This window comes from Lactiplantibacillus sp. 7.2.4, assembly GCF_018991185.1.
GTDB classification, from domain to species: Bacteria; Bacillota; Bacilli; order Lactobacillales; family Lactobacillaceae; genus Lactiplantibacillus; species Lactiplantibacillus pentosus.
Map to the genome: position 1 here is coordinate 14,987 of NZ_JAGYGS010000008.1, position 14,594 is coordinate 29,580.

General features: G+C 48.9%; 11 protein-coding genes and 1 pseudogene. 6 read left to right on the forward strand and 6 right to left on the reverse strand.

Annotated elements, in window-relative coordinates; all coding sequences use genetic code 11:
• Positions 1-322 precede the first annotated feature (322 nt).
• From KGF70_RS04225 to KGF70_RS04250, 6 genes are all read left to right on the forward strand, one after another.
• Positions 323-1,087: a flavodoxin family protein gene (locus KGF70_RS04225; RefSeq protein ID WP_216767681.1), complete on the forward strand. Its 765-nt coding sequence runs from the start codon at positions 323-325 to the stop codon at positions 1,085-1,087.
• A gap of 372 nt (positions 1,088-1,459) precedes the next feature.
• Complete coding sequence (locus KGF70_RS04230) at positions 1,460-2,470, forward strand: hypothetical protein (RefSeq protein WP_216767682.1); 1,011 nt, start codon at positions 1,460-1,462, stop codon at positions 2,468-2,470.
• 172 nt (positions 2,471-2,642) lie between these two features.
• The gene (locus KGF70_RS04235; RefSeq protein ID WP_225367043.1) at positions 2,643-3,752 is read left to right on the forward strand and encodes a YibE/F family protein; all 1,110 of its coding nucleotides are present in this window, start codon (positions 2,643-2,645) and stop codon (positions 3,750-3,752) included.
• Positions 3,749-4,513, forward strand: coding sequence for a YibE/F family protein (locus tag KGF70_RS04240; RefSeq protein WP_050339013.1), 765 nt, complete (start codon positions 3,749-3,751; stop codon positions 4,511-4,513). The genes KGF70_RS04235 and KGF70_RS04240 overlap by 4 nt, the downstream gene beginning before the upstream one ends.
• A 53-nt stretch (positions 4,514-4,566) precedes the next feature.
• Positions 4,567-5,130 (forward strand): GNAT family N-acetyltransferase, encoded by a 564-nt coding sequence (locus KGF70_RS04245; RefSeq protein WP_216767683.1) that lies wholly within the window; start codon positions 4,567-4,569, stop codon positions 5,128-5,130.
• Between the two features lie 133 nt (positions 5,131-5,263).
• Positions 5,264-5,932, forward strand: a complete 669-nt coding sequence (locus KGF70_RS04250) for a histidine phosphatase family protein (protein WP_209040916.1) — start codon at positions 5,264-5,266, stop codon at positions 5,930-5,932.
• A gap of 231 nt (positions 5,933-6,163) precedes the next feature.
• On the opposite strand, the gene KGF70_RS04255 is transcribed toward KGF70_RS04250, so the two are convergent.
• The 6 genes and pseudogenes from KGF70_RS04255 to asnB form a co-directional block, all read right to left on the reverse strand.
• On the reverse strand, positions 6,164-6,463 hold the full coding sequence (locus KGF70_RS04255; protein ID WP_088769893.1) for a bacteriocin immunity protein: 300 nt from the start codon (positions 6,461-6,463) through the stop codon (positions 6,164-6,166).
• 185 nt (positions 6,464-6,648) lie between these two features.
• Positions 6,649-7,665, reverse strand: coding sequence for an alpha/beta hydrolase (locus tag KGF70_RS04260; RefSeq protein WP_216767684.1), 1,017 nt, complete (start codon positions 7,663-7,665; stop codon positions 6,649-6,651).
• Positions 7,649-9,046: pseudogene (locus KGF70_RS04265) on the reverse strand (MFS transporter). The gene KGF70_RS04260 and the pseudogene KGF70_RS04265 overlap by 17 nt, the downstream one beginning before the upstream one ends.
• A 499-nt stretch (positions 9,047-9,545) precedes the next feature.
• Entirely contained in the window at positions 9,546-11,027 is a 1,482-nt protein-coding gene (locus KGF70_RS04270; RefSeq protein ID WP_216767685.1) for a UDP-N-acetylmuramoyl-L-alanyl-D-glutamate--2,6-diaminopimelate ligase, read from the reverse strand.
• 399 nt (positions 11,028-11,426) lie between these two features.
• Positions 11,427-12,629 (reverse strand): aspartate kinase, encoded by a 1,203-nt coding sequence (gene dapG, locus KGF70_RS04275; protein WP_021337937.1) that lies wholly within the window; start codon positions 12,627-12,629, stop codon positions 11,427-11,429.
• A 4-nt stretch (positions 12,630-12,633) separates the two neighbouring features.
• On the reverse strand, positions 12,634-14,535 hold the full coding sequence (gene asnB / locus KGF70_RS04280) for an asparagine synthase (glutamine-hydrolyzing) (protein ID WP_216767686.1): 1,902 nt from the start codon (positions 14,533-14,535) through the stop codon (positions 12,634-12,636).
• Between the last annotated feature and the right edge of the window lie 59 nt (positions 14,536-14,594).

Consider the following 14,594-nt stretch of genomic DNA (forward strand, 5'->3'; position numbering starts at 1 on the left):
CTTAAGAGCCAATTTCCCCCATCGGCAGTACGCTAAAATAGGTGTTAAGTGTTGGTGTGACAACTTTAATCGTGGGCGATTTGCCCGGCCTTGGAAAATATAAGACATTGAAAGCCTACAAGTTGTCAGGTAGACTAGGTATTATTTGCACGTTCGTACTTATGTATAATTAAAGCAAGTCATTAATCGATTGTCAAACCTTTTTGTTAAAAGTAAATACGATTAGCGGGTTTAATGATTATTGTTCGTTTGATAACCATATTTTTATGTTGAAATGCGTTAAAATATAAGTATATTTGATATTCAAAAAGGAGTGGTTGTGGTGAAAGTTATTGGAATATTGGGCGCTCATCGATCAGATGGGGTGACTGCTCAATTATTGAAAGCGGTGTTAAAGGGGGCGTCGGCCAGTGCTGAGACCGAGCTTGTCGACCTCAATGACTACCAATTACGTCCAGATTATGACAACCAATTAAATCCAAGTTTGGACAAATTGGAAGCTAAACTGCTAACCGCAGACGTCTGGGTCCTGGCAGCACCGACTTATCTGGGCAGCTTGTCCGGGGTCATGAAGAATTTTTGCGACTGTTTTCGGGGACGAATCGCGCGGTTTAACTCGGTTGGTGATGCCGTGCCAGACCGGTTTAAGAACAAGCACTATGTGACGATTACGGACTGTTATGCGGGTGGCATTGAAAACTATCTCACTGGTGTCACCGATGCAGCGTTTAAGACGCTCGATAAGTTTTTAACAATGGGTGGCTTAATTAAACTACGCGAAATTGTGGTGACGAATACTTGGGGCATGCAGACGATTAGCGCGGCTAAGCAAGCCGAATGTGAACGAGTGGGCGCACGCGCTGCGCATAAGAAGGAAAGGGATGACAGTACAGTGAAACGTTATATTCAATTATTCTTTATGATTGCCGTCATGGCATTACTGACAATGGGGATTGAGGCCGGAATCCAGCAATTTATTCCGTTGAATAACTTCTGGGCGTACTACGGCGTCTTTGTCGTCGTCTTCTACGTTTTATTAGCGATGATTCTGCACTTCTTTACGGTCGTTAAACATCGGCGGCGTTAGACAAAAGTCAGATTGTTACTTGGACTGGTGCAGTTCACGATTCACTGTCATTATTTATCGACATAAATAAAATTATCATAGCTTCACTGAACAAGCGACTCCGGGCGTTATCATCGTCTGGCAGTCGCTTGTTTTGCTATAATGAGAACACTTATCGTCTGATTTGGCGCCTGGAAAGCTAGTATCTCAATTGCGGAACAACGCGTATAATTGAAATTGGTATTATGGTCAAATTAGGAGCAGACTCGCCAGCAATCAATGGTCAGCCGCCGACGCGAGGACGTTGCAGCAGGTATCATGGACGGCCAATGATTGCTGAATCAAACGAGTACGCCACATATAAATTTAGAAATATTTACGAGGAGGTAACCTATGCAAGTAGTGGGACAATTTATTGAAACGGTCGGATGGCTCGGACTGGCGTTGATCGCCAGTGAGTTGGGTGCAACCTTGATTTATTGGCTCGGCCAGTGGATTGGGTTTCGCCTGATTGGGGCGCGGATCGTACGTATCGCAGGCTTTCGATTGCAACTCAGTCATTTTCAAGGCCATTGGAAGCTGGAACGCCCCTTAACGCGCCATCCGCACCTAGTGGCGATGCCGCCAGCGGATGCCAAACGCTTCAATCACGCGATTTACTGTTTTAGCGGTGGCTTATTGAACTTACTAACGGTCATGTTGAGTTTGATTACACTGAACCAGTTCAAGTTTAGCTTCGACTTATGGTTGTTTGCCTTTATCATCTGGATTTGGGTCAATACGCTGAAGGCCGCTCAACTACTGCCAATGAACTTGCACGGCTATCCGACGGCAGGTCAGGAGTTTCGGCAGGCGCGTGCGTCAACTGCTGCGATGACGGCGGCCTATGTGACCGCGGTCGCAGCGGCCATCAAAGTGCAGACGGGAAGTGTGCGTGATTTGGACGCCAGCATGATCGTGATGCCCAGAGACGGTGGCAATCGTAACTATTTGGTCGTTCGCCAAGCCTGGCTGATTTTGGCGTGGGGCGTTCAACATGGTCTCGATACCCCTGAATTATTAGCAGGCTTGGCGCGGCTGGAACCGAGTTTTAATACGTTGCCACCGGCTGATTTAGCGCGGTACTTAGATGCGACGTTATATTGGAATTTACTCACGAATCATCGTGAACCACAAATTATTGCCTGGTATCAGGACGATGGCGTCCAACAGATTTTGCGTCGTCATCAGCCGTTAGCGCACTACAAATTAACTGCCGTATACGAATGGCGTGTCCATCAACAGCCAGCAGCGGCGTTGACACTGATTGAAAAGGGCCTCAAACTAGCGCAACGTCTGCACGATGAAGACGAAGTGGCGTTGCTCAAAGCGCTCCGAGTCCAAGTCGAGGCGCAAGCAGACTGAAAGCCGATGTTAGCGGTGATGGCGCTTGCCAAAGCCAGAACCGGGTAGCCCCAGTTGCCCATTGACTTTGCCAGGTAGAAGCTTAGGTTCTGGTAAAGATTGTGATTCAAAGCGGTGCGTCAATTGGGGGCGTGCTACACTGAGAACCATTGAAGTGAAAAAAGGTGAAAATGTGAAACAGCGAATCAAACAGCGATGGGGTTGGTGGTTGACGCTCGTGGTGATTGTCCTCGGATTGATTGGAGTGGGGCTGACCCGCGTCAACGCCGGACTTTATCATCAGACGGTCGCGCAGGTCACCCATGTTCAGACCACCGACCGCAGTACGACGACGGATGAGTTTGAGAATAAGGATAAGACGCTGGTCCAAATGGTAACGGTCCGTGTCCTCAACAAAGCGCACCGGGGTCGGACTTATCGCATCAAGAATACTTACACGCGGTCTGGCGCGATGGATCAACCCTACCGTGTCGGCGACCAAGTCTTCTTACGTATTCCTAGTAGTCAGCACAATGCAGTCACGATTCAGGGGCTCAAACGTGATACCGCGCTCGCATTCGTGGCGTGGTTAGCGCTTGCGTTACTGTTATTGATCATGCGTTTCAGTGGGCTGATGGCGTTTTTAAGCGTGGCACTAAACGCCGTTTTATTTTATGCGGCGATTCAAATCGACCTCGCAACTAACGGGGGTCACATTTACTTGCTATTCGGGGTGTTAGCGGTGCTGTTTGCCGTTCTGACACTGTGGCTGGTCTTGGGGTTCAGCCGCCAGATGGTCGTGACGTTGGGGGCGACCATGGCCGGGACCGGGTTAGCTGTGATTATCAGTCTGATTGTCTTTGCGGTGACCCATGAACGCGGGGTGACCTACGAATCGATGCAATATGTGACGCAGGTTCCGCGGCCACTCTTTTTGGTTGAAACGGTTCTGGGCTCGCTGGGAGCCGTTATGGACGAATCCACGGATATTGTGGCGTCACTCTTTCAGCTGAAGACGGAACGACCAGATATTGCCCCACGACAAGTCTTTAAGTCGGGCATTCAGATTGGCCGCTCAATTATGGGACCACTGATTAACGTGCTCTTTCTGATTTTTATGGCCGATACGTTTGCGATGACCTTATTGTACTTGCGCAACGGCAATAGCTGGGGTTACACCTTCACGATGAACATGTCACTCGGGATGGTTCAGAGCTTGATTTCTGGGATTGGGATCGTCCTCGCGATTCCGGTCGCCAGTTGGTTAGCCAGCCGCTTGATGCCTAAGGAGGTGGTCGCATGAACACGATTACCGTACTTGGGTTGATTCTATTCGGACTGATGACGTTGATTGGCGGCAAGACGGGTGCGACCGCCTTTCTAAGTTTGCTATTTAACTTTGGCTTGCTATTTTTGGCCGTCGTATTGATCTCGTGGGGCTTTCCAGCGATGGGCGTCTCACTCGTGATTGGCACGATTATTTTAGCCTTCACGATTTTCTTCGGTGAGGCGAATGAGGTCGCTGCCAAACCGGCCTATATGGCGGCGTTGATTGTCATGGTGATTTTAGTCCTGATTATTTTTCCGGTCGAAAATTGGATCATGGCCCAAGGATTTAGCCTAGAGGACAGTGAGGACCTGGAAGGCATGTCGTTGGCAATCGGGGTCTCGTTTATTGGCGTCGCGGTCACCGAAGCAATTTTGAGTACGTTGGGTGCGATTGCTGAGGCGGCGATTGCGATTGCGGCGGGATTGAGTGAAATCTTGGCACAACATCCGCAGCTACCAACTAAACGACTTTACATTGATGGTATCAGCATTGGTAAGCAGATTATCGGGACGACGTTTAATACGCTTTTCTTTGGCTTCTTTGGTGGCTTTTTAGCCCTGTTTATTTGGTTCTCGGGGTTACACTACTCATTTGGCAGTGTCATCAATAATAAAATATTTGTCGCCGAAGTCCTGATGGTTTTATTTTCACTGATTGGCGTCATCCTGGTCGTGCCCGTTACGACGTGGGTGATGACGGTTCAGCATCGGCAGCAGGCTAAACATAACGATTGACGCTTGCCAGTAGATTTGCTAGGGTTAAGAAAACAAGTGGGAGCGTTGTTCTTATGGAAATTCGAATTGCAACACCGCAAGACGCGGCGCAGATTGCACCGTTGATTGCGATGATTTATCGAGATATGGAGATGCCGGTGCTGAAACGGGTCAGTGATGCTGATTTGAATGCAATGTTGACGACGTTGTACCAGCAGCCCGTCAACTTGAACGGGTTAGCACAGACATTTGTGGCTGTGATCGATGACCAAGTCGTGGGCGTGGCTTTTGGGCACCTCGCACAAAATGAAGTGGCCGTTAATGACTTGTTGCGGCAGACATCTGGTCAGCACGCTGGTTTTGAGGCGCCCTTGGAACTAGGCGGGGAGACGCGACCGGGCGAATGGTACCTGAGCATGTTAGCGGTTGACCCTAAAGCTCAGGGACACGGCGTCGGCAGTGCATTGTTGGACGCACTCCCACAATTAGTTGGTGAGCTGGGGGCGCACAAGCTGAGTCTGAATGTTGATGACGGTAATCCGCGGGCGGCAAAGTTATACCACCGCTACGGGTTTACGGCGGATGGGCAGCTCATGATTGGGACTCATCCGTATCAGCACCTGGTAAAATCACTATAAAAATGACTAAAACCGTGGTTGTTAGTTATCGACCACGGTATTTTTTTGAACTGATTAGGCCCAGCATTCTTTGAATATTTGAGGTCAGACGGTTAAACTTAGATTATGAGCAAATTAGGAAGGTGAACGTGTCATGCAGATTTATTTTATTCGTCACGGCCGAACGCAGTATAACTTGGAACACCGGTTTCAAGGCGGCCGGGCGGACTCGCCACTGGTCGAAAGTGGTATTGCCGGCGCTAAAGCAGCGGGGACTTATCTACAAAACGTTGAATTTTCAGCGGTGTATAGCAGTCCGCAACAACGGGCGTTGGATACGGCCAAATACATCGTCGCGGCCAATCATTGGCAACCTGAGATCCAGGTCGACGACGGTCTTCGTGAATTCGATTTTGGTGATTGGGATGGCTTGAAAGAAGACGAGGTTCAGCCACAATCTTACGCACCAATGATTTTCACGAGTCCCGCCGAGTATCAGCCCGAATTAGCAGGTGGTGGTGAGGACTATGCGACATTTGTAGCCCGAATCACAGGCACGATCCACCGACTAGTCGATCAGGTCGGTGTGTCTAACGCCAAGCCACTATTGGTCGTTTCACACGGACTGGTCACCACGATGACAGTCAAGGCGCTGATGGGCGTGCCGTTGGCCAAATTACGAGCACCGTTTATCATTAATGGTCAGGAGATGAAAACGGTCGGCCATGGTATCGTCGATAATGACAGTCTGACGGTATTATCGACCCCTGATAACCGCCAGTTTGAATTGACCCGTTGGAATGAGACGACGTATTTAGAATAGGGTGGCAAGTATAAAGGAGCTAGTATCAGGTATTAAAGTACTTGAATATTTTAGTATTATCGGATGAAGCGACTTTTTCTCAATTGTTCGGAGCATGCAATCAGCCACCGAACAACTGAATAGACCCCAGCCCCATCATTCAGCTGGCGACACAAAACGGACGTTGCACGAATCAAAGTGCAACGTCCGTTTTATTCACCAATAAATTAATACCGTAACGGATGACGCAACTTACCACAACCCACTCAAGATACTAGCAGCGGCGACACCCCAATAATATTCGGAAGTCCGAGCCGTCTGTTGGTAGAGCGTATTGATCGCAGCGAGTGGCTGTTGCATGTGCTCACGAATCACACGGGCAGCCATACCGTTGACCTTGGTGGCGATTAATAAATAGTTGCCGTTCTTATCCAGCTCGATGGCATAGCGTAGCAGTTCCGCGCGCACCTGTTCATCTTGTTTTACTTCAGGATCATTGTAGGCCGTGTCAATTTGCGCCATCAGCCGTTGTGCTTTTTCATGGTTGTTCATGTGTGACGCCTCCCTCTGCGAGCAGTATAGCACAGTATTGCGGGTTCGGCGTCTGCCAAGTTGGGCCACATCATAAGTGTTTCAAATTATTGCGTGACAAAAAAACTAGCGCCGGCATCGTACCTGCCAGTCACTAGTTTTTATTGGTCATGTGGATTGAAATCCACTCAAAGTTTCTGAAAAATTTAAACGAGCGCTTTAGCCATCACATCCGCCACATCGCAGCTCTGCCAGTATTGGTCAACGAGTGGCGCAAAGGCATGGTTCAAACCTTGATATTGAATGAAGGTCGTTGCGATGTCTGCCGCCGCCAACCGTTGCGCGTACGCCCATGCTTGCGGCCGGAAGGGGTCGAATTCGCCGACCATAATCGTGGTTGGTGGCGTGAGCGTAAAGTTGTCTTGACGTAGTGGTGAAATCAATGGTGAATGCGAGTCAAAGTTGTCTGGGACGTAATAAGCCGTCATGATGCTATCAAGTTGCCGGAAGAGGTCGTGATAGTTGGCTAAAATCGTCCGCTGTGAGTCGATAATCGGAAACGCGGCAAGGTCCCATAATGGTCCAGCGTGGTCAGCATTGGGCGCAGTGACCGGATACAACAGCAGTTGCTGATTGATTCGGTTGCTGCCCAGTTGCTGATTCAGATTGGTCGCCGCCATGATGACATTAGCGCCAGCCGAATCACCAGCCACGGTGATCATCGTTTCCGCATCGCGCTGTTCCAAGTACTGGAAGACGGCGAGGCCATCCAAAATTCCGGCAGGTGCGGGCGCTTCGGGTGCCAGACTGTAATCGACGTTTAACACCTCGCAGTGACTTTGCGCCGCGACCATTTTGAGCAACACGGTATTATTGCCTGGGACGCCGCCGTAGAAGGCACCACCGTGGAAATAGGCGAGCACGTGATGGCTCAACACATTTTGTGGGGTCAGCCATTCCACGCTAACCGTCCGATTCAATGCGGTGATGTTCCGATTCGTAACGGTGACCGCCTGTCCAACTGGATCAGCGATTGCGGGTGTTAAGCTCCCAGTGCGCAAGTCGTCCAAGTTGTTTTCCAATATCGCTGGTTTTTCAAACGCGGTCAGGGTTTTGAGCACTAGTGGATCGAATTGTTCGCCACTAACTTCATTATTGAATGGTTTGACGATTTTAGTCACGCCATTGACCGTGGTTTTGACTGAATTAATTGTTGGCATCATATTCAACTTCCTCCTTTTCAGTCGTCACCGTCGCGGATTCATCATTAGCTTGTAGCTGCTTTTCATCCAGCCGGTAAAATTGCATCATGAAGATCATGGCGGCTAGTAAGATGATTGGCATCCAAATGAAGGCCAGGTTGATAAATGTGATCGTGCGACCAGATTGAACGGCTGCTTTGGCGTTGAATTGGCCCCATGCTAAGAATTGACCGGCAAGGAAACCACCGATACCCATCCCGAGTTTGGCCCCAATCATTGGTACGGCAGACAAGAATCCGGTTTCATTTAAGCCTAGCACCTTCGTCGAATAGTCAACCGTATCGGACAGCATCGCGAAGACGATCGTAAAGGTGATCCCCATCGCGATCAAGAAGATAACGGAGCCGGCAATCAGCAAGCTGACACTTTGCATTTTTTCGGCAACCGGTAAGAAGAGCTGGCCGACTACGCCCAAAATCAGTGAGAACTGCAAGACGTTGCGGTTCTTAAAGTGTTATGAAAGAAATGGCACGGAGAGGTTCCCGATAACGGAGACGAACCCAATTCCGAGGAAGATGGGGGCCAGTTCTGGTTTGCCATAGACATACTTGATAAAGAAGATGGCGGAGTTCCCCCGGAGCATCCAGAAAGTTTGCAGTAAAATAAATGAACATGCCAGTAGGAGCCATGGTTTGTTGCGCGCGGCACCTTTCAGACTTTGCCAGATGGACAGTGATTCCGGCTTTTCACCCGTGTTATTCGGATTCTCGGCACCGTTAGTTTCTTTAAGGTTGAAGAAAGCGAAGACGAAGAGTCCCATGATCACTAATCCTAAAATAACGGCCCATAAGGTGAAGCCTTTAGACTGGTTGCCATTACCAAGCATTTTAACCATTGGTAAGGTAATTGCCGCAACCGCACTGGTCCCAATCGTCGTCATGACCATCCGGGCACTCGCAAGTTTCGTCCGTTCAACACTGTCATCCGTCAAACTAGGCAGAATCGACGTAATTGGCGTGTTGGCGCCTGAGTAAATCAAGCTAAAGAACGTGTAAGTGATTGAAATGTAAACGAGTCGCATCGTGGTACTGCCACCAAACGATGGAATCATGAATAACGACATCGCCAGTAAGCCTAATGGAATCCCGAACCAAACAAAGTATGGCCGTGACTGCCCATATTTAGTATGCGTATGGTCGATCAAGTAGCCATAAATCAAGGCATCGAAGGCGTCAATGAAACGAACCACGAAGAACAACGTCCCCGCAAACGCCGCGGAAATGCCCGCAACCGTCGTATAGTAGAATAGTAAGTAAGTGCTGACCATTTGCCAGATAATATTTCCGGCCATATCTGTGGAACCGTATGCAATTCGCCGTTTCCAAGTTTGAAAAATCAACATAATAATCCCCCCAAACTGTTTTAAACCCCAACAAACAAATTAAACCTAAACCGACAAAGAAGCTTGTGCGTTGAAATGATAACACACATTTGTAATGATAATTAACCCCTTTTATCATCACAATTATATTTCCCAATTAGGTTAATTGTCAAAGAAAGGTGATAGTTTGACCAGTCAATAACCGAAGCGAGTGCAATGCGGATGCTGGACCGTTTTTTAGGGGGAGGGAGCTTGGGTTTGGGACAAAAGCAGCCAGTAGAGGTTCGCTTAAAGCAGATGAGTTAGCGTCAGTCAGCAGTGGTGGGCTGGTTTTCAGGCATTGATGACAATGCTGGAAGGCGATGGGAACGCCAATCCACATCTTAACTAGGAGCCGGCCGCGCTGTCAGCCAGTCCCTAAAGTCGGATGAGCACGCGCAGTTGATGATGAACGACACGCAAAAAGAGACACTATCAGAACTAACAATTCTGATGGTGTCTCTTTTAAATAATCATAGTTTTAGTCAATCGTGGGCTTCAATGCGAGGGCTTTAGCCGCTTCTTCACTGTCATCAAAGTGGTGCTTGGTCCGACCGATGATTTGGTAATCTTCGTGGCCCTTACCAGCGATTAAAACGACGTCGCCAGGTTGTGCAGCGTCAATCGCCTTGGCAATCGCTTCGTGGCGGTCTTCGTAGACGGGCACGTTTGCATCTGGAACGCCCGCGACCATGTCGTTGAGAATCATGGTTGGGTCTTCCGTTCGTGGATTATCTGAAGTGAAGATTGGCTTCGTGCTGTGTTCCACGGCAATTTTCGCCATCTTCGGTCGTTTGGTCTTATCACGGTCACCACCACAACCGACAACACAGTAGATATCCTTAGTCGCAAAGTCTTGAATCGTTTCGAGAGCGTTTAATAAACCATCCGGCGTGTGTGAGTAATCCACGATCACGCTAACGCCAGTGTGTGAAGGAACGGATTGGAAACGGCCTTTCACACCAGTAACCTTTTCCAGTGACTTGATGATTTGGTCTTCCGGAATACCACTCGCATAGGCTGCGGCAAAGGCAGCCAGCATGTTGTAAACGTTGAACTGGCCAATCAACTGCATGGTGACGTGGGTCACATGACCGAACACGGAAAGGTCGAATTCAGTGCCGTGGCTCTTGATTTCGACGTTTTGGGCGTTGATCATGGCGTCAGGTTTGAGGCCGAACGTCAAAACGTGAGCAGCGGTATACTGTTCAAACTCCCGGCCGACAGGGTCATCGGTATTTAAGACGGCGACCTTATTGGTGCCATCCGCGTTGTACTTGTTGCCAAGTTGGGCGAATAACATGGCTTTGGCTTCCGTGTATTTCGCCATCGTCTTGTGGAAATCCAAATGGTCCTGGGTCAAATTAGTGAAGACGGCGATGTCGTAATCGATGCCCCAGACCCGACCGAGGACCAGCGCGATTGAGGAAACTTCCATGGCGACCGTTTCAACGCCGGCATCGCGCATGGCGGCCAGGGTTCGTTGCGTCGTAATCGAATCGGGAGTCGTGTTGGCAGTCGGGAGCTTTTCATCTTTGATCTTCCGATACATCGTTCCAATCAGGCCGGTAGCTTGTTGTTGGTCGCGGTAAATCTGTTCGATCAAATGGGTGACGGTGGTCTTCCCGTTAGTCCCGGTCACACCAATCATCCGCATCTTTTGACTAGGTGCGCCGTAGAAGACGTCAGCTAAAATCGCCATCGCCCGTTCAGTGTTTTCGACGTAGATCACGGGCACGTCGACATCGAGTGGCTTAGAGGCGACAATGATTTTGGCCCCCTTTTCGATGGCTTGGCCGACCAAGTCATGGCCGTCAACGTGGTAGCCGACAACGGCGATGAACATTGCACCTGGCTGAACTTCGCGCGTATCCTGTGTCGGCATGGTCACGTCAAAATCCGTGGTTAGGGCGGGGCGAACCTGCTTAAATTTTAAACTATTAATTAATTGACTTGCTTGCATAGTATTAGCGTCCTTTTCAATAAAGTTACTGTTTCTAGAATACATGCAAATGCGGCAATTGTCACCCTAAATGAGGACAGAAATCCATCCGAATGACTCGTAACTGGTGATAACTGAACGCAACATTAATCGGGTTTGACGGCTGGTTTCCAGAAATGAGGGTTCAAACAGCAGTTTCGCGAAATGTCGATTTATACAGCGGGTTTCAGAGAATGAAGTCCAAACGGGTGTAAATGAAAATGAACTTAAACGCTGAACAGCCCCACTGAACGCACAACAGAAACTCGCAAAATAGATTGCCGACTTCAGAAGGTCAGCTTGGATTGACAGTAAACAAAAACGTCGCCACAAGAATTAACCGTTAATCCTTGTGGCGACGCCCGTCTATTCGAAACTTAGTTATTCAATCCCTAAGAATTCATCATGGAGTGCGTTCATCGCAGCTTTTAAATCAGCTTGCTTGACCAGCACCCAAATCGTGGTGTAACTATCCGTTGACTGCAAAATATCAATATGCTGAGCGGCCAGTGCCGTGACGATGCGCGCCGTTACACCGGGAGTCCCAGTGATTCCGGCACCGACAACTGAGACTTTCGCACAATCGGCGATCGCCTGGCAGTGCACGTGAGCATCAGTTAAGAGCTTTTTCGCGACATCCGCATCACCGTTCACCAGGTTAAAGACGACTTGGTGGGTCGTGATGTTGATGAAGTCAACACTGAGGCCATGTTGGGCCATCAGTTGAAAGATTTCGCTAGAACTCAACGTATCAGTTGGCACTGTGAATTGAGTCAGATTGGTCTGATGCGCAATGCCAGTGACGGTCCGATAGTGCTCGATTTGCGTCGTCGTCCGGTCAGTGACCAGGGTACCTAATTCATCAGGTTCCTGGTACGTCGAGCGAATCCGCATTGGCACGTGAGCCTGTTCGGCAATTTCAACGGCCCGCGGATGAATGACCTTGGCGCCTTCGTGAGCCATGTTGGCGAGTTCTTCGTAGCTGATCGCCTTGATGAACCGCGCATGTGTCACGAGCCGTGGATCAGCGGTCATCATCCCATTGACGTCGGTAAAAATGTCGACGCGTTTGGCCTTGAGGGCTGCCCCTAAGATGGCTGCGGACGTATCAGAACCCCCGCGACCAATTGTCGTAATGTGACCAGATTCAGTCGCACCTTGAAAACCAGTGACGACCACCACGTCAGCGTCAATAAACGCATCGGTGATTGGTTTTGGATCAACGCGCAAGATTTTGGCATTTTGAAAATCATCATTGGTGACAATGCCGGCATCTTGACCCGTCATCGCCGTCACGTTCAAGCCTTGTTTGCGGGCGAGTTCCGTGAAAACGGCCGTTGAGATCGTTTCACCAACGGAGACTAACATATCCAACTCCCGATTCGTCAGGCGGGAATGTTCAGCCCCAACTAATCCTAAAAGTGAATCGGTTGCGTATGGCGCGCCTTTACGGCCAATCGCGGAGACGACGACGATGACTTTATCGCCTTGGTCGACCGCGTATTGAACGTGCTTGAGGGCTTGCAGACGAGCGGCCTCATCCTTGACGGAAGTGCCACCAAATTTTTGAACAATAATTTCCATTGGACTAAAACTCCTCGACTTTTTCGGCCACTGCATTGGCTTCAGGACTATCCATCAAGTGGTCGGATTCCACGTATAACTTGTGCCACATCATGAAGGTCAAAACGGTCCAGAGTTTCCGTGAGTTATCGCGAACACCGGCACGATGGTCATCCAAAAGCTTCAAGAAGTAATCCTTGTTGAAGTATTGGTCGGTTTGTGAGTCGGTGATGATTTGCTTGGCCCAATCATACATTTCATCTTTGAGCCAGAAACGAATTGGCACTGGGAACCCAAGCTTCTTACGGTGCAAAACGTGGGCTGGCACGATGTCTTCAACGGCTTTACGCAAGATATACTTGGTCGTACCGTGACTGATACGCAAATCAGCAGGAATTTCCGCAGCCAGGTTGTAGACTTCACGGTCAACAAATGGGGTCCGGAGTTCCAAACTGTGCGCCATCGTGGTCCGGTCCGCATTGTGTAACAAGTCACCGTTCAACCAAGTGTGCATATCGATGAATTGCATCCGACTGATTGGATCATAGTCGACCGATTCATCATAGAATGGTTGGGTGATGGACTGGAACGGATGGTTCTGATTGTAATTCTTGAAGAACTTTTGTTTTTCTTGTTCGCCAAAGATAAAGGCATTACCAACGTAACGGTTTTCAAGTGGTGTGGTCCCACGCATTAAGAACGAACGACCGCGCATCCCTTCAGGCATCATCAATGCGATCTGCTTGAGGGCCCCGTTGATCGGTTTCGTATAACGGAATGGCTTCAATGATTCAGGTTCGTGATAGATCGTGTAACCACCGAAGAGTTCGTCCGCGCCTTCACCGGTCAAGCAAACTTTGACGTGTTTGACCGCTTCTTTGGCTAAGAAGTACTGCGGCACAGCGGCCGGGTCAGCCAACGGATCATCCATGCTCCAAACAAAGTGAGGGAAGGCCTTCATAAAGGCTTCTGGTGTGATCGTCATGCTGTAGTTCTTCACATCTAATTTTTCAGCCGTTTCTTGAGCGACGTCTAATTCGCTATAACCTTCACGTTCGAAACCGACAGAAATCGTTTCGAGGTGCGGATTAAAGTTCTTCGCAATCGCCACGATGATTGACGAGTCGATCCCACCAGAGAGGAAGGAGCCGACGGGCACATCGGAGCGCATGTGAATCTTGACTGAGTCGATCAAGGCGTCCTTGATTTTTTGAGCATAGTCTTCTTCAGAACGTTGGACTGGGTGGAATTCCCGGTGATAGTAACGTTCGATTCGAGGTGCTGAACCGAGTTGCTTCGTTAACGAGCAGCCAGGAGCCAACATTTTAATTTCTTTGGTTAAAGTTTCAGGTTCTGGAACGAACTGGAACGTCATGTAATCTTGCAAGGCATTCTCGTCAAACGTATTGTCCTTCAAGATTTTGTAGATGGCTTTACTTTCAGAAGCATAGTAGAAGTCATCGCCACTGATGGCGTAGTAGAACGGTTTGATACCGAACTGGTCGCGGGCAGCAAATAACGTTTTTTCTTGCTTATCCCAGATAACGAATGCAAACATTCCCCGTAAGTACTTGGTAGCGTCGGCATGATATTTGGCGTACATCGCAAGAATAACTTCGGAGTCAGAACTCGTCTTGAATTCGTAGCCTTCTTGTTTGAGTTGTTCACGTAATTCAACGTAGTTATAAATTTCACCGTTAAATGTCATCCAGTAACGTTCATTATCATAAGATAAAGGTTGGTGACCACCGGCTAAGTCAATGATACTCAGGCGCCGAAACCCCATGGTAATGTTGTCGTCAGCAAAATAACCGTCATCATCGGGTCCCCGATGGACAATCATTTTAGTCATTTCGTGGATGGTTTGATCGTATGCAGCGTTATCCGCTTTGGTCCGATCTGTTAAGCAACCAGCAAAACCGCACATGTCTGTTCATCTCTCATTCTTTAAAATTTAGACAGTTCTCTTCAACTTGTGTACAGATG

Excerpts from the sequence above, each read along its gene's own strand:
- KGF70_RS04270 (WP_216767685.1), bottom strand. The coding sequence starts at position 11,027 with ATGCAAGCAAGTCAATTAATTAATAGTTTAAAATTTAAGCAGGTTCGC.
- KGF70_RS04240 (WP_050339013.1), top strand. The coding sequence starts at position 3,749 with ATGAACACGATTACCGTACTTGGGTTGATTCTATTCGGACTGATGACG.
- asnB (WP_216767686.1), bottom strand. The coding sequence starts at position 14,535 with ATGTGCGGTTTTGCTGGTTGCTTAACAGATCGGACCAAAGCGGATAAC.
- KGF70_RS04245 (WP_216767683.1), top strand. The coding sequence starts at position 4,567 with ATGGAAATTCGAATTGCAACACCGCAAGACGCGGCGCAGATTGCACCG.
- KGF70_RS04250 (WP_209040916.1), top strand. The coding sequence starts at position 5,264 with ATGCAGATTTATTTTATTCGTCACGGCCGAACGCAGTATAACTTGGAA.
- dapG (WP_021337937.1), bottom strand. The coding sequence starts at position 12,629 with ATGGAAATTATTGTTCAAAAATTTGGTGGCACTTCCGTCAAGGATGAG.
- KGF70_RS04255 (WP_088769893.1), bottom strand. The coding sequence starts at position 6,463 with ATGAACAACCATGAAAAAGCACAACGGCTGATGGCGCAAATTGACACG.
- KGF70_RS04230 (WP_216767682.1), top strand. The coding sequence starts at position 1,460 with ATGCAAGTAGTGGGACAATTTATTGAAACGGTCGGATGGCTCGGACTG.
- KGF70_RS04260 (WP_216767684.1), bottom strand. The coding sequence starts at position 7,665 with ATGATGCCAACAATTAATTCAGTCAAAACCACGGTCAATGGCGTGACT.